17 protein-coding genes are annotated in these 15,242 nt (G+C 67.4%); all 17 read left to right on the top strand.

From position 1 onward, the window contains the following. Nucleotides 1–251: 251 nt before the first annotated feature. The 17 genes from ISM_RS05090 (at nt 252) to cysE (ending at nt 15,186) form a co-directional block, all read left to right on the top strand. Nucleotides 252–1,595, top strand: a complete 1,344-nt coding sequence (locus tag ISM_RS05090; RefSeq protein WP_050754170.1) for a DNA-packaging protein — start codon at nt 252–254, stop codon at nt 1,593–1,595. 98 nt (nt 1,596–1,693) lie between these two features. Then, complete coding sequence (locus ISM_RS05095) at nt 1,694–2,917, top strand: phage portal protein (protein WP_009813052.1); 1,224 nt, start codon at nt 1,694–1,696, stop codon at nt 2,915–2,917. Then, on the top strand, nt 2,914–3,216 hold the full coding sequence (locus ISM_RS05100) for a hypothetical protein (protein ID WP_009813053.1): 303 nt from the start codon (nt 2,914–2,916) through the stop codon (nt 3,214–3,216). Before ISM_RS05095 ends, ISM_RS05100 begins: the two co-directional genes overlap by 4 nt. 24 nt (nt 3,217–3,240) lie before the next feature. Next, on the top strand, nt 3,241–3,807 hold the full coding sequence (locus ISM_RS05105; RefSeq protein ID WP_009813054.1) for an HK97 family phage prohead protease: 567 nt from the start codon (nt 3,241–3,243) through the stop codon (nt 3,805–3,807). 41 nt (nt 3,808–3,848) lie between these two features. Further along, the gene (locus ISM_RS05110; RefSeq protein ID WP_040618334.1) at nt 3,849–5,030 is read left to right on the top strand and encodes a phage major capsid protein; all 1,182 of its coding nucleotides are present in this window, start codon (nt 3,849–3,851) and stop codon (nt 5,028–5,030) included. Nucleotides 5,031–5,168: 138 nt separating this feature from the next. Further along, a complete protein-coding gene (locus tag ISM_RS05115; protein WP_040617868.1) occupies nt 5,169–5,771 on the top strand; it encodes a head-tail connector protein in 603 nt (200 codons plus the stop codon). Further along, nucleotides 5,768–6,106 carry a phage head closure protein gene (locus ISM_RS05120; RefSeq protein ID WP_009813057.1) on the top strand — a complete coding sequence of 113 codons (339 nt, stop codon included), beginning with the start codon at nt 5,768–5,770 and terminating at the stop codon, nt 6,104–6,106. The genes ISM_RS05115 and ISM_RS05120 overlap by 4 nt, the downstream gene beginning before the upstream one ends. Next, nucleotides 6,103–6,519, top strand: coding sequence for a DUF3168 domain-containing protein (locus tag ISM_RS05125; RefSeq protein ID WP_009813058.1), 417 nt, complete (start codon nt 6,103–6,105; stop codon nt 6,517–6,519). Before ISM_RS05120 ends, ISM_RS05125 begins: the two co-directional genes overlap by 4 nt. Nucleotides 6,520–6,586: 67 nt before the next feature. Then, nucleotides 6,587–7,003 (top strand): phage major tail protein, TP901-1 family, encoded by a 417-nt coding sequence (locus tag ISM_RS05130; protein ID WP_009813059.1) that lies wholly within the window; start codon nt 6,587–6,589, stop codon nt 7,001–7,003. A 2-nt stretch (nt 7,004–7,005) separates the two neighbouring features. Continuing rightward, nucleotides 7,006–7,338, top strand: coding sequence for a gene transfer agent family protein (locus tag ISM_RS05135; protein ID WP_009813060.1), 333 nt, complete (start codon nt 7,006–7,008; stop codon nt 7,336–7,338). Then, nucleotides 7,335–7,547: a rcc01693 family protein gene (locus tag ISM_RS05140; RefSeq protein ID WP_009813061.1), complete on the top strand. Its 213-nt coding sequence runs from the start codon at nt 7,335–7,337 to the stop codon at nt 7,545–7,547. Before ISM_RS05135 ends, ISM_RS05140 begins: the two co-directional genes overlap by 4 nt. Continuing rightward, a complete protein-coding gene (locus ISM_RS05145; RefSeq protein WP_009813062.1) occupies nt 7,531–8,193 on the top strand; it encodes a phage tail tape measure protein in 663 nt (220 codons plus the stop codon). The genes ISM_RS05140 and ISM_RS05145 overlap by 17 nt, the downstream gene beginning before the upstream one ends. A gap of 18 nt (nt 8,194–8,211) precedes the next feature. Beyond that, on the top strand, nt 8,212–8,844 hold the full coding sequence (locus ISM_RS05150) for a DUF2460 domain-containing protein (RefSeq protein ID WP_009813063.1): 633 nt from the start codon (nt 8,212–8,214) through the stop codon (nt 8,842–8,844). Further along, nucleotides 8,841–9,728 (top strand): DUF2163 domain-containing protein, encoded by an 888-nt coding sequence (locus ISM_RS05155; RefSeq protein WP_009813064.1) that lies wholly within the window; start codon nt 8,841–8,843, stop codon nt 9,726–9,728. The genes ISM_RS05150 and ISM_RS05155 overlap by 4 nt, the downstream gene beginning before the upstream one ends. Continuing rightward, complete coding sequence (locus tag ISM_RS05160; RefSeq protein ID WP_009813065.1) at nt 9,725–10,198, top strand: NlpC/P60 family protein; 474 nt, start codon at nt 9,725–9,727, stop codon at nt 10,196–10,198. The genes ISM_RS05155 and ISM_RS05160 overlap by 4 nt, the downstream gene beginning before the upstream one ends. Further along, the gene (locus tag ISM_RS05165; protein ID WP_009813066.1) at nt 10,198–14,208 is read left to right on the top strand and encodes a baseplate multidomain protein megatron; all 4,011 of its coding nucleotides are present in this window, start codon (nt 10,198–10,200) and stop codon (nt 14,206–14,208) included. The genes ISM_RS05160 and ISM_RS05165 overlap by 1 nt, the downstream gene beginning before the upstream one ends. A 171-nt stretch (nt 14,209–14,379) precedes the next feature. Further along, nucleotides 14,380–15,186, top strand: a complete 807-nt coding sequence (cysE, locus tag ISM_RS05170; RefSeq protein WP_009813067.1) for a serine O-acetyltransferase — start codon at nt 14,380–14,382, stop codon at nt 15,184–15,186. Nucleotides 15,187–15,242 lie beyond the last annotated feature (56 nt).

Raw genomic sequence — 15,242 nt, forward strand, 5'->3', positions numbered from 1 at the left:
CGGGTTGGGGCTCAGCACCTCGATCCGGCGGCTGGAGCAACAGCTCAGCGACATGACCCGGGACCTGGAACGGATACAGAGCAAGCTGCGCGACGGGCCGCCCGAAATCCTGGGCAACTCGGGGCGGTTGATTTCGGACATACGGCAATGGTTGCGCATTGCCTTTGAAGCGGAGGCGGACCTTGAAAGACGCAAGACACGAGACACAGACACCAGTGCCGCAACGGCGCTCGACCTCGACGCAGCACGGCATTCGATCGGGTGCCGATTGGATCGCCTCCGGCGGGCCTGTGCGGCAGGAGAGGTTCCTCAACAGCCTGAGTGACGCGGAAATCCTCGCGCTGCCCTATCTTTTCGAGTTCTGGGCGCTGCCGCATCAGATGCCGCCGGAAGGTAAATGGAAGACCTGGGCCATCATGGGCGGGCGTGGCGCGGGCAAGACGCGGGCCGGGGCCGAATGGGTGCGCGCCGCCGTGGAGGGTGCGACGCCCGGCGCGCCGGGGCGGTGCCGCCGGATTGCCCTTGTCGGCGAGACGGTCGATCAGGTGCGCGAGGTCATGATCTTTGGCGAGAGCGGCATTCTGGCCTGTTCGCCCCCCGATCGTCGCCCGGAATGGCAGGCGAGCCGTCGCCGGCTGGTCTGGCCCAACGGGGCCGAGGCGGCGGTGTTTTCGGCGCATGATCCCGAGGCGCTGCGCGGGCCGCAGTTCGATGGCGCCTGGCTCGACGAGATGGCGAAGTGGAAGAAGGCGCGGGCGACATGGGACATGCTGCAATTCGCGCTGCGGCTGGGCGACGATCCGCAGATTTGCGTGACCACCACGCCGCGCAATGTAGGCGTGCTCAAGGATGTGCTGGCAGCCCCGAGCACCGTGGTGACGCAAGCCCCGACCGAGGCCAACCGGGCGCATCTGGCCGAGAGCTTTCTCGCCGAGGTGCGGGCGCGCTATGTCGGCACGCGGCTGGGGCGGCAGGAGCTTGACGGGATTTTGCTCGAAGAGGCGGAAGGCGCGCTCTGGAGCCTCGCCGCGCTCGATGCGGCGCGGGTGAGCAAGCTGCCGGAGCTGAGCCGCATCGTGGTGGCGGTCGATCCGCCGGTGACGGGCCATGCCGGGTCGGATGAATGCGGCATCATCGTCGCGGGCGTCGATCAAAGCGGGCCGGTGCAGGAGTGGCGGGCCTATGTGCTGGCCGATCGGTCGGTGAGCGGGATGAGCCCCACCGGCTGGGCCGGGGCGGCGATCCGCGCCATGGAGGAATTCGGCGCCGACAAGATGGTCGCCGAAGTCAATCAGGGCGGCGATCTCGTCGAGACGGTGCTGCGCCAGATTGATCCGCTAATCCCGTTCCGGGGTGTCCATGCGAGCCGGGGCAAACAGGCCCGGGCCGAGCCGGTGGCGGCGCTCTATGAGCAGGGGCGGGTGCATCACATGGCCGGGCTCGACCGGCTCGAGGATCAGATGCGGGCGATGACGACGCGCGGCTATGAGGGACGGGGCAGCCCGGACCGGGCCGATGCGCTGGTCTGGGCCTTGCATGAGCTGGTCATCGCGCCGGCGGCGAAATGGCGGCACCCGAGGGTGCGTGCGGTGTGATTCACATTTCTTAAACTTTTCAGGGTCTGCTGAGACCCAGACGCGACACAGCCGGAGACGGCAGGGCCAGTCCAACAGGCCGGAACAAGGAGCCAAGCATGATCCTCGACTTTCTTCGCCAGACGGCCAGCGGCCCCGATGCGACCGCCAGCGCCGCCCGCCCCACCGAGAGCAAGGCAAGCGCCGCCGGGCCGGTCATGGCTTGGCCCGGAGCCTGGACTGGGGCTGGACGCGTGGCCTGGAGCCCGCGCGATACGGTGAGCCTCACCCGCAACGGGTTTGCCGGCAATCCGGTGGGGTTTCGGTCGGTCAAGATGGTGGCCGAGGCCGCCGCCGCGCTGCCGCTGGTGTTGCAGGACAGCTGTGCGCGCTATGCCGATCACCCGATCCTCAGCCTGATGCGCCGTCCCAACCCGGCGCAGGGGCGGGCCGAGCTTCTTGAGGCGCTCTATGGTCAGCTGTTGCTCACCGGCAATGCCTATCTCGAGGCGGTGGGCGCGGATGAGGCGGCGGGCGGTCTGCCGCAGGAGCTGCATGTGCTGCGCTCGGACCGGATGAGCGTGATCCCCGGGCCGGATGGCTGGCCGATGGGCTATGAATATGCGGTGGGCGGGTCGAAACACCGGTTCGACACGCGCAGCGGCCCGCCTGTCATCTGCCATTTCAAGAGCTTTCATCCGCAGGATGACCATTATGGTCTCTCGCCCTTGCAAGCGGCGGCGCAGGCGGTCGATGTGCACAACAGCGCGAGCCGCTGGTCCAAGGCGTTGCTCGACAATGCGGCGCGGCCCTCGGGGGCGATTGTCTATCGCGGGGCCGAGGGCCATGGCAGCCTCAGCCCGGATCAATATGACCGGCTGGTGAGCGAGATGGAGAGCCACCATCAGGGCGCGCGCAACGCCGGGCGGCCGATGCTTCTTGAAGGCGGGCTCGACTGGAAGCCGATGGGGTTCAGCCCCTCGGACATGGAGTTTCAGAAAACCAAGGAAAGCGCCGCGCGCGAGATCGCGCTCGCCTATGGGGTGCCGCCGATGCTCTTGGGCATTCCGGGCGACGCGACCTATGCCAATTACCAGGAGGCCAACCGGGCGTTTTACCGTCAGACCGTGCTGCCGCTGGCGCAGCGGGTCACGGCGAGCCTGTCGGATTGGCTCACCGGGTTTGGCGCCGAGGTGGCGCGGCTCTGTCCCGATCTCGATCAGGTGCCGGCGCTGGCGGGCGAGCGCGATGCGCTCTGGGCGCGGGTGGCGGGGGCCGAGTTCCTGACCCGGGCCGAGAAACGCGCGCTGCTTGGCCTGCCTGCCGAGGAGGAGGAGGCGTGACGGGCGAGCGCGCCCCGGCCGAGGCAACGCTGGCCTACATCCCCTTTGAGAGCAGCCAGGCGATGTTTCGCCATCTCGAGAAGCGGATCGCGCAGGCCGAGGCGATGCTCGCCGCGATCGAGACCGACCGGGCGGTGGCGGCCGAAAAGCGCAAGTTCATGGAGGCGCGGTTTGACGGGATCGACCGGCGGCTCGACCGGATCGAAGGACATATCGCGCGGCTGGTCTGGCTGATCATCGCGGGCATTCTGGGCGGGGTCATGTCGCTCTTGGTGCAGGGCAATATCTGGGCCGCCTGAGCGGTGGCGAGAAGGAGACGACGGATGCAGGTAGAGAACGGCAATAGGGGCGGGCTCGAACACAAGTTTCGCCGGTTTAGTGACGATTTGGCGCTGGGTCAGGACCTCGGGATCGCGGGCTATGCCAGCTTTTTCGGCGCGGCCGATCAAGGCGGCGACATTGTCGAGCCGGGGGCCTATGCGGCGTCGCTGGCGCGGCTCGCGGCGGAGGGGCGGCAGGTCAAGATGCTCTGGCAGCATGACCCGGCCCAGCCCATCGGCCTCTGGGACGAGGTGCGCGAGGATGCGCGGGGGCTGTTCGTCAAGGGGCGGCTTCTTGAGGGGGTGGCGCGGGCGCGGGAGGCGGCCGAGCTGATCCGGGCGGGGGCCATCGACGGGCTCAGCATCGGCTATCGCACCCGGCGCGCCACCAAGGACAGCAAGGGCCAACGGCACTTGCACGAGCTGGAGCTTTGGGAAGTGTCGCTGGTGACCTTTCCGATGCTGCCCAGCGCGCGGCTTGGGGCCAAGGGCGATGCGCCCGATCCCCAGGATCTGCGTGAGCTGGCCCGGACCCTTCGGGGTGCGCGGCAGAGACTGGCGCGGATCTAGCGCCGGGGACCACGACCACCACCAGAACACAGGATGAGATGATGACAGATACCGAGACGACTTCTCGGGCCGGGACGGGTGTGTCCGCGGTCACCGAGGTGAAAACCGCGATGGCGGATTTCCTCACCGGGCTCGCCGAGTTTCGGGCCGATTTCGACAGCAAGCTTCAGCAACAGGAAGAGAAACTGACCATGATGGAACGCAAGACACTGGCCGCGGCGCGCCCTGCGCTGGCAATGGATCATGACGCGGGTGCCCCGCATCTCAAGGCCTTTGGCACCTATCTGCGCAATGGCGATGACGACGGGCTGCGCGGGATCGAGCTCGAGGGGAAGGCGATGTCGAGCGCGGTGGCGGGCGATGGCGGCTATCTCGTCGATCCGCAGACCTCGGAGACGATCCGGTCGACCCTGTCGTCGACCGCGTCGATCCGGGCGATTGCCAATGTGGTGACGGTCGAGGCCACCTCGTTCGACGTGCTCGTCGACCATAGCGAGATGGGCCATGGCTGGGCCACCGAGACCGGCAGCACCACCGAGACCGGCACGCCGACCATCGACCGGATCACCATCCCGCTGCATGAGCTGAGCGCCCTGCCCAAGGCCAGCCAGCGTCTGCTCGACGACAGCGCCTTTGACGTGGAAACCTGGCTTGCCGGGCGGATCGCCGAAAAGTTCGCCCGCGCCGAAGCCGCGGCCTTTGTCAGCGGCGACGGCATCGACAAGCCCACCGGCTTTCTGACCAAACCGACGGTGGACAATGACGTCTGGAGCTGGGGCAATCTCGGCTATGTGCCGACCGGCACGGCGGGCGGGTTCACCAGCGCCGATGAGATCGTCGATCTGGTCTATGCGCTGGGCGCCGAGTACCGCGCCAATGCGAGCTTCGTGATGAACTCGAAAACGGCGGGCACCATCCGCAAGATGAAGGATGCCGATGGCCGCTTCCTGTGGTCCGACGGTCTCGCGGCGGGAGAGCCTGCGCGCCTCTTGGGCTATCCGGTGCTGATCGCCGAGGACATGCCGGATATCGCGACAGACGCGATGGCCGTGGCCTTTGGCGATTTCGGCGCGGGCTATACCGTGGCCGAGCGTCCCGACCTGCGGGTGCTGCGCGACCCGTTCAGCGCCAAGCCGCATGTCCTGTTCTATGCGACCAAGCGCATCGGCGGCGATGTCAGCGATTTCAAAGCGATCAAGCTGTTGAAATTCGGCCTCTCCTGAGCCGGGCCGGGGGCGGGTCTGCCCGCCCCCCTTCCCCGCACTCCGTGAGCCACGGCCCTGCCCTGCCTGCCCCTTCGGGCCGGGGGTGCCACGCGGAGAACCAACCCTCAGAGGGGCCGGTCGTTTCGGAGCAAAACCATGAGTCTTATAGAAGAAACCGCCATACCGCTGATGGCGCTGCCGCTGGCCCAGTTTCGGGCGCATCTGCGGCTCGGCACCGGGTTTTCGGATGATGACGTGCAGGATGCGGTGCTTGAGAGCTTTCTCCGGGCAGCCCTTGCCACCATCGAGGCGCGCACCGGCAAGATCCTGATCGAACGCGATTTTTCCTGGGAGCTGCGGCAGTGGCGCGACGGCGGCGAGCAGCCTTTGCCGGTGGCGCCCGTGTCGCTCATCCTGAGCCTGACGGTGCGGGATCGGATGGATGATCCGATCCCCGTCGAGGCCACGAGCTACAAGCTCATCCCCGATATGCAGCGCCCGATGGTGGCGGCCACCGGCACCTGTCTGCCGAGCATCCCCACCGGCGGCGCGGCTGAAATCCGCTTTACCGCGGGCTTTGGTCCGGGCTGGGCCGAGCTGCCCGCCGATCTCGGTCAGGCGGTGCTCTTGCTGGCGGCGCATTACTATGAGCACCGCGCCGAGGCCGCGCCGAGCGGCGGGCCGATGCCCTTTGGGGTGAGCAGCCTCATCGACCGCTATCGCACGGTGCGCATTCTTGGCGGGGGGCCGGGCGCATGAGCGTGCCGCAGCTCACCCGACAGCTCACCCTCGAGACACGTGCGCGCACGCCGGATGGCGCGGGCGGCTATGCCGAGAGCTGGCAGGCGCTTGGCACGCTTTGGGCCGAGGTCGTGCCGCGCAGCGGGCGGCAGGCCGCGCAGGGCGCAGTGTCGGTGTCGCGGGGCAGCTTTCGCATCACCTTGCGCGCCGCCCCGGTGGGCAACCCGTCGCGGCCCCGGCCCGGCCAGCGGTTTCGCGCGGGCGACCGGATTTTTGCCATCACCGCCGTGACCGAGCGCGACGCCGAGGCGCGGTATCTCACCTGCCATTGCGACGAGGAGATTTCGCTATGAGCTATGGCCCATCCTCTGCGCTGCAAAGCGCGATCTATGACCGGCTCAGCACCGATGCCGCGCTCACCGCCCTGATTGGCGACGCGATCTATGACGCGCTGCCCGAAGGGCCGCTGCCGCCGCTTTACGTGGTGCTCGGCCCCGAGGATGCCCGCGCCGCCAGCGACCAGACCGGGCGCGGTGCCTGGCATCGGGTGATCCTGTCGGTGGTGACCGATGGCGCCGGGTTCCAGCCCGCCAAGGAGGTGGCCGGGGCGATCAATGACGCGCTGGCCGCGACGCCGCTCAGCCTGACGCGGGGGGCGGTGTCGCATCTGAGCTTTTACCGGGCCAAGGCGCGGCGGGTCGGCACCGCCGATATCCGGCGCATCGATCTCACCTTTCGGGTGCGCACCGACGAGGCGGCGGCCTGACGAAGCAGACCCACAGACCAGACCCAGACATCAGACCCAGAGACAGATTTCCAACGGAGTAGAGACAATGGCAGTTCAGAACGGCAAGGACCTGTTGATCAAGGTGGATCTCACCGGCGACGGCAATTTTCAATCGGTGGCGGGGCTGCGCGCCACGCGGATCAGTTTCAACGCCGAGAGCGTCGATGTGACGAGCCTCGAGAGCCAGGGCGGCTGGCGCGAATTGCTGTCCGGCGCGGGCGTCAAATCGGCGGCGATCAGCGGCTCGGGCATTTTCCGCGATGCGGCCTCGGACGAGCGGGTGCGGCAGATCTTCTTTGACGGCGAGACGCCGGAATTTCAGGTCATTATCCCCGATTTCGGCACGGTGGAGGGGGCGTTTCAGGTCACCTCGATCGAATATGCCGGCACCCATGACGGCGAGGCCACCTATGAGCTGTCGCTCGCCTCGGCCGGGCTTTTGACCTTCACCGCGCTGGTCTGATCATGGCGAACCCATGGGCAGGCGAGGTGGCGATCCGCATCGATGGCGAGCGGCAGGTGCTGCGGCTCACCCTCGGGGCGCTGGCCGAGCTCGAGACGCAGCTCGGGGCCGAGGGGCTGGTGGCGCTGGTCGAGCGGTTCGAGAGCGCCCGGTTCAGCACCCGCGATGTGCTCGCGCTCATCGTGGCGGGGCTGCGCGGCGGCGGCTGGCAGGGCGGGCCCGGCGATCTTTTGGGGGCCGAGATCGAGGGCGGGCCGGTGGCGGCGGCGCGGGCGGCGGCCGAGCTCTTGGCGCGGGCCTTTGCCCTGCCCGAGACGCCCGGCCAGACCCCATGAGCACCTTTGACTGGCCCGGCTTGATGCGGGCGGGGATCTGCGGGCTTGGCCTGAAGCCCGCCGAATTCTGGGCGCTGACCCCGGCCGAGCTCGGCCTGATGCTGGGCCGGGGGGCGGGCATCGCGCCGCTTGGGCGGCGCGGGCTCGACGAGTTGATGCAGAGCTATCCCGATTGCGCAGGAGGCGATCACCATGACCGAACTGGATGAGATGAGCGAGTTTGACGCCGAATTGGCGCAGCTTGAGAGCGGGCTTGCCGGGGCGGCGGGGATGGCCGCGGCCTTTCACGGCGAGCTGGGCCGGGTGCAGGGTGCCTTTGTCGGGGCGGGGCGCGATGTGGCGAGCCTCGAGCGGGGGGTGAGCACCGGGCTGCGCCGGGCCATTCGCGGTGCTGTGGTGGAGGGCGACAGCCTGTCGACCTCGCTGCGCAGCCTCGCCAATTCGATGATCAACACCGCCTTTAACGCCGCGATGCGGCCGGTGACCGACCATGTCGGCGGGATGCTGGCGCAGGGGGTCGGCGACCTGATGGGCGGGCTGTTCAAATTCGCCGATGGCGGCAGTTTCACCCAGGGCCGCGTCATGCCCTTTGCCAATGGCGGGGTGGTGAACGGGCCGGTGACCTTTCCGATGCGCCGGGGCGTCGGTCTGATGGGCGAGGCGGGACCGGAGGCGATCATGCCGCTGGCGCGCGGCGCCGATGGCAAGCTTGGGGTGCGCAGCGCGGGCGGCGGCGGCCCGGTCAATGTGGTGATGAACATCACCACGCCCGATGTCGGCGGCTTTCGCCGCAGCCAGGGCCAGATCGCCGCGCAACTGGGCCGGGCCATTGGCCGTGGCCAGCGCAACAGGTAACCCGAAAGGAGGCATGTCATGGGATTTCACGAGGTTCGATTTCCCGCCAGTCTGAGCTTTGGCTCGGTCGGTGGGCCGGAGCGGCACACGGATGTGGTGACGCTCGCCAATGGTCACGAGGAGCGCAACACGCCCTGGGCCCATTCGCGGCGGCGCTATGATGCCGGGGTGGCGATGCGAGGGCTCGACGATATCGAGACGCTCATCGCCTTTTTCGAGGCGCGGCAGGCGCAGTTGCACGGGTTCCGCTGGAAGGATTGGTCGGATTACAAATCCGGTCCGGCGCTGGCCGAGCCCGCCTATCACGATCAGATCATCGCCATCGGGGATGATGTGACCGCGAGCTTTCCGCTCATCAAGGCCTATCGCTCGGGCGAGCAGATCTATCGTCGTCCGATCACCAAGCCGGTGGCGGGGACGGTGCGCATTGGCCTCTCGGGCGACGAGCAGCAGGAGGGGGTGCATTACGAGGTCGACACCACCACCGGGATCATCACATTCGCGCATCCGCCCAACGAGGGGCTCGAGATCACCGCCGGGTTCGAATTCGACGTGCCGGTGCGGTTCGACACCGACCGCATCCAGACCAGCGTGGCGAGCTTTCAGGCCGGGGACATGCCCAATGTGCCAGTGGTGGAGATCCGGGTATGAGCGGGTTTGACGCAGGCCTTCTGGCCCATCTTCGGACCGGCGAGACCACCACCTGCCGCGCCTGGGCGGTGCGGCGGCGGGACGGAGTCCAGCTCGGCTTTACCGATCACGATCTGTCGCTCGCCTTCGACGGCATCGAGTTTCGCGCCAACAGCGGGCTCAGCGCCGGGGCGTTGCAGCAATCGACGGGCCTGTCGGTGGACAATAGCGAGGCGCTGGGGGCGCTGAGCCATGAGGCGATCTGTGAGGCGGATATTGAGGCCGGGCGCTATGACGGGGCGGAGATCCGCGCCTGGCTGGTGAACTGGGCCGATGTCAGCCAGCGCCAGATGCTGTTTCGCGGCACCATTGGCGAGCTGCGCCGGGCGGGGGCCGGGTTCGAGGCCGAGCTGCGCGGGCTGACCGATCTGCTCAACCGGCCCTTGGGGCGGGTTTATCAGAAACCCTGTGGCGCGGTGCTCGGCGATGCGGCCTGTGGCGTTGACCTTGACGCGCCCGGCTATCACGCGACCCTCGCGGCCGAGAGTGTCGAGGACCGCCGCGTCTTTCGCTTTGCCGCGCTCTCGGGGTTCGAGCCGGGCTGGTTCCGGCAGGGGCGGCTCGACATCGAAAGCGGCGCGGCGGCGGGGCTGTCGGGGATGATCAAGCGCGACCGGGCCGAGGGCCACGACCGGGTGATCGAGCTCTGGCATCCGATCCGGGCCGAGATCGCGCCGGGCGATGCGCTGCGCCTTGTGGCGGGCTGTGACAAGCGGATGGCGACCTGCCGCGAGAAATTCAACAACCTGATCAATTTTCAGGGCTTCCCGGACATTCCCGGCGATGATTGGAGCCTCACCGATCCGGCGAAATCCGGTGATCTGTCCGGGGGCAGCCGCAGATGAGCGGGGCAAGGCCGGAGATCGTCGCCGCCGCGCGCGGCTGGCTCGGGACGCCCTATCGGCATCAGGCCTCGTGCAAGGGGGCGGGCTGCGATTGCCTGGGGCTGTTGCGCGGTGTCTGGCGCGAGCTGCTCGGACCAGAGCCGGAGCGCCCGCCGGCCTATTCGCGCGACTGGTCCGAGCCGGGCCGGGACGAGCGGCTCTGGCGGGCGGCGCTGCGCCACCTCACCCCCTGCCCCGGTAACGAGATCCAGCCGGGCGATGTGCTGCTCTTTCGGATGCGCGACGGCGCGGTGGCCAAGCATCTGGGGCTGGCCGCCCGGACCGGAACCAGCGCCAGTTTCATTCACGCCTATAGCGGGCATGGCGTGGTCGAAAGCCCGCTCACCGCGCCCTGGCAGCGGCGGATCGTGGCGCGGTTCGCCTTTCCGGCGGCACCAGAGACGGGCCAACCCATGAAGGAGATGCTCTGATGGCGACTATCGTTTTATCCGCGGCAGGGGCCGCGATCGGCGGCTCTATCGGGGGCTCGGTCCTCGGGCTGTCGAGTGCCGCCATCGGGCGGTTTGCCGGGGGGCTTATTGGCCGGTCGCTTGACCAGCGGCTGATGGGGCAAGGATCCGATGTGGTCGAGACCGGGCGGGTCAACCGGCTGCGCCTCACCGGGGCGGGCGAAGGCGATGCGGTGGCGCAGGTCTTTGGGCGCATGCGGCTTGCCGGTCAGGTGATCTGGGCCACCGAGTTCCGTCAGGATGTGACGGTGAGCGGCGGCGGGGGTGGCGGCAAGGGGCGGCCCCGCCCCGCCCAGCCGACGACGCGCAGCTATAGCTATTCGCTCAGCCTTGCCATTGCGATTTGCGAGGGCGAGATCACCCATCTTGGCCGGGTCTGGGCCGATGGCGACGAGATCGCCCCCGACAGCATCACCATGCGGGTTTATAGAGGCACGCGCGACCAGCTTCCCGATCCCTGTATCGAGGCGGTCGAGGGCGCGGGCAGCGTGCCCGCCTATCGCGGCATCGCCTATGTGGTGATCGAGGATCTCGACCTTGGCCAATTTGCCAACCGCGTGCCGCAATTTACCTTTGAAGTGGCCCGCCCGGCCCCGGCCGAGGCCCCCGGTGGCGCCAGCGCCCCGGCGCAGGGGCTGCGGGCCGTGGCGCTCTTGCCCGGCAGTGGCGAATATGCCCTCGCCACCAGCCCGGTCGCGATGCGCTATGGGCCGGGGTCGACCGGGCTTGCCAATGTGAACACCGTTTCCGGCAAGTCGGATTTCGCCACCTCTCTCGAAGCGATGACCGGCGAGCTGCCCAATTGCGGCGCGACATCTCTTATCGTGAGCTGGTTCGGGGATGATCTGCGCTGTGATGCCTGCCGCCTGCACCCCAAGGTCGAGCAGCAGCAATATGAGGCGGACAACATGCCGTGGTCGGTGGCCGGGCTCAGCCGCAGCAGCGCCCAGCCGGTGCCGCGCGATGGCGACGACCGGATGATCTATGGCGGTACGCCCTCGGATGCGGCGGTGATCGAGGCCATTCTCGGGTTGCAGCAATCGGGGCAGGAGGTGATGGTCTATCCCTTCATCCTGATGGAGCAGGTGGCGGGCAATGGCCTGCCCGATCCCTATAGCGACGCAGGCGATCAGCCCGTGCTGCCTTGGCGGGGACGGATCACCCTGCCCATCGCGCCGGGGCGGGCGGGCAGCGTCGATGGCACGGCGGCGGCGGATGCGGCTGTGGCGGCGTTCTTCGGCACGGCGGCGGCGGCGGATTTCACCATCGCGCCGGTCACGCCGGAGGTGGCGCAGCCCGGCGACGGGGCCACGTCGCTTCTCAGCTATGGCGGCGCGGTCAAGCGCAGCCCGGTGAGCTATGCCGGGCCAAACGAGTGGGGCTATCGCCGGTTCATCCTGCATCACGCCGCTCTTTGTGCGGCGGCGGGGCGCGTCGAGAGCTTTTGCATCGGGTCGGAGATGCGCGGGCTTACCACGATCCGCGGCGCGGGCGGCGGGTTTCCGGCAGTGGATCAGCTCATCTCGCTGGCCGCAGAGGTGCGGGCGATCCTCGGGCCCGAGGTCAAGATCGGCTATGCCGCCGATTGGTCGGAATATTTCGGCTATCAGCCGCCGGGTGCGCCGGGCGACATGCATTTCCACCTCGACCCGCTCTGGGCCGATGCCAATATCGATTTTATCGGGATCGACAATTACATGCCGCTGTCGGATTGGCGCGAAGGCCGCGATCATGCCGATGCGAGCTGGGGCTCGATCTATAATCCCGATTACCTCAAGGCCAATATCGAGGGCGGCGAGGGTTATGAGTGGTATTACCATTCCGACACCGCCCGCGCCGCGCAGATCCGCACGCCGATCACCGATGAGGCGGAGGCAGAGCCTTGGGTCTGGCGCTACAAGGACATGCGCAACTGGTGGCGAAACGGCCATCACGACCGGATCGACGGGGTGCGCCAGGAAGTGCCGACGCCCTGGGTGCCGATGTCCAAACCGATCCGCTTTACCGAGTTCGGTTGTGCGGCGGTGGACAAGGGCAGCAACCAGCCCAACAAGTTTCTCGACCCGAAATCCTCGGAATCGAGCTTGCCGTTTTTCTCGGACGGCTATCGCGACGATTACATTCAGGCGCAGTATCTGCGGGCGATGGTCGAATACTGGTCGGCGCCGGAGAACAATCCGCAATCGGTCGAATATGACGGGCCGATGATCGACATGGATCATGCCTATGCCTGGGCCTGGGATGCGCGGCCCTATCCGGCCTTTCCCAATGCCCGGGCGCTCTGGTCCGATGGGGAGAATTATGCGCAGGGTCACTGGCTCAACGGGCGGGTGTCGCAGCCCGCGCTGGCCGCCGTCGTGCAAGAAATCGCGCGCCGCGCCGGGGTGCAATATCTCGATGTGAGCCGCCTTGAGGGCGTGGTGCGCGGCTATGCCAGCGAAGAGGTGAGCGATGCGCGGGCGCTTTTGCAGCCGCTCATGCTGCGCTATGGGTTCGATGCGGTGGAACGCGGCGGATGTCTCAGCTTTCGGATGCGCGATGGGGAGAGCGATCATCTGCTCAGTGACGAGGATCTGGTGCGCGATGAGGAGGGGGGCAGCACCCTCGAAGAGACCCGCGCCAATGCCGCCGAGATCGCCGGGCGGGTGCGGCTTCGGTTCATCGAGGCGGATGCGGATTTCGAGGTGATCGCCGAGGAATCGATCCTGCCGGACGATGCGACCCACACTGTCTCGACCTCGGAAATGCCGCTGGCCATGACCCGTGGCGAGGGGCGCGCGACGGTCGAACGATGGCTCTCGGAGGCGCGGGTGGCGACCGATACGCTGCGCTTTGCCCTGCCGCTGTCACGGGCCGAGATCGGCGCGGGCGATGTGGTGTCACTGGCAGAGGCCGGGGGCACCGGGCATTTCCGCATCGACCGGGTCGAGCAGTTTGCCAGCCAGCAGATGATCGAAGCGGTGCGGATCGAGCCAGAATCCTATCGCCCACAGATGATCGAGGATCTGCCGCCGGGCAGCCGCAGCTTTACCGCGCCGGTGCCGGTGCTGCCGCTCTTCCTCGATCTGCCGCTGATGACCGGGGCCGAGACGCCCCATGCGCCGCATCTCGCCGTGGGCGGCGAGCCCTGGCCGGGGGCGGCGGCGCTCTATGCCTCGGACAGTGACGCCAATTATCAGCTCAACCATCTGACCGAGCTGCGGGCGCGGATCGGTGTCACGCAGACCCCATTGGCGCGGGCCAGCAAGGGGCTCTGGGATCGTGGGGAGGGGCTCACCGTCAGGATGGTGCATGGCACGCTCGACAATGTGCCGGAGGCGGATCTTTTGTCGGGGGCCAATCTCTGTGCCATTGGCGATGGCACGCCCGAGGGCTGGGAGCTCATGCAATTTGCCGAGGCCGAGCTTGTCGCCAGCAACACCTATATCCTGCGCCACAGGCTGCGCGGGCAGCTTGGCACCGATGTGGCCATGCCCGATCATTGGCCGGTGGGCAGCTATCTGGTGATGCTCGACGGGCTGCCGGCGCAGATCTCCCTGCCCGAGGCGGCGCGCGGACGTGCCCGGCATTACCGGATCGGCCCGGCTGGTCGGCCCGTGGATGACCCGTCCTATCAGCATGCGGTGATCGCCTTTGAGGGGCTGGGGCTGCGGCCGCTGTCGCCGGTGCATCTGAGGGCGCACCGGGCGGCGGGCGATGTGACGCTGAGCTGGATCCGCCGGACACGGATCGATGGCGACCGTTGGGACACGCCGGATGTGCCCTTGGGCGAAGAGCAGGAGCTCTATGCCATTCGGGTGCGGCAGGGGGAAACCGTGCTGCGCGATGCGATGAGCGAGAGCCCGACCTGGACCTATGCCCAGAGCGCGCAGGCGGCGGATGGGGCGAGCGGCGCGATCACGATCGAGGTGGCGCAGGTGTCGGGCCGGTTCGGCGCGGGGGCCTGGGCGGGCCTTGAGCTGACGCTCTAGCCATTGGGGCGAGCGGCACACAACCAGACGGCGCGGCGGGGCAGATCCCAGCCGCGCCGCATCGCATCTGAAAATTGGTCATTCATATCGTTGATTTATCCGATCACGGCTTTGCATTTTGCGCATCCTCCCTATCTGATATACTCAGCGCCGAGCCACAGGAGCACGGATATGGCCAAAGCACATGCAAAACTCTCGGAACTCGACCCGGTCTGGAAGCAGATCACCGAGGAAGCCAAGGACACGATCGCCCAGGAGCCGCTCATGGGCGGGCTGGTTCATAGTTCGATCCTGCACCACAAAACCATCGAATCGGCGCTCGCCTATCGGATCTCTCTGAAACTCGCCTCGAGCGAGATGCCCGAGCAGATCCTGCGCGAAATCTGTGATTGGGCGCTGGCCGCAGATCCCAATATTTCGCTGGCCTCGCGCGCCGATATCGTCGCCGTGAACGACCGTGACCCGGCCTGTGACCGGTTCATCCTGCCGATGCTTTTCTTCAAGGGGTTTCAGGCGGTGCAGGCGCATCGCGTGGCGCATTGGCTCTGGCATAACGAACGCAAGGATATGGCGCGGTTCTTCCAGATGCGCTGTTCCGAGGTGTTTGGCATCGACATTCACCCCGCCGCCCGGATGGGCAAGGGCATCATGATCGATCATGCGCATTCCATCGTGATCGGGGAAACCGCCGTGGTCGGCGACAATGTCTCGATGCTGCATTCTGTGACGCTCGGCGGCACCGGCAAGGAAGAAGAAGACCGCCATCCCAAGATCGGCGACGGTGTTCTGATCGGCGCGGGGGCCAAGGTTCTCGGCAATATCAAGGTTGGCCATTGCTCGCGCATCGCGGCGGGCTCGGTCGTGCTATCCGAAGTGCCGCCCTGCAAGACGGTGGCGGGTGTTCCGGCCAAGATCGTCGGCGAAGCGGGCTGTGATCAGCCCTCGGTGGCGATGGATCAGCTGCTCGGCGTGCGCTAAGCCCACGGTCCACGGATAAGACAAAAGAAAACCGGGCAGCGAAACTGCCCGGTTTT

The sequence above is a fragment of the Roseovarius nubinhibens ISM genome (assembly GCF_000152625.1).
Classification (GTDB): domain Bacteria; phylum Pseudomonadota; class Alphaproteobacteria; order Rhodobacterales; family Rhodobacteraceae; genus Roseovarius; species Roseovarius nubinhibens.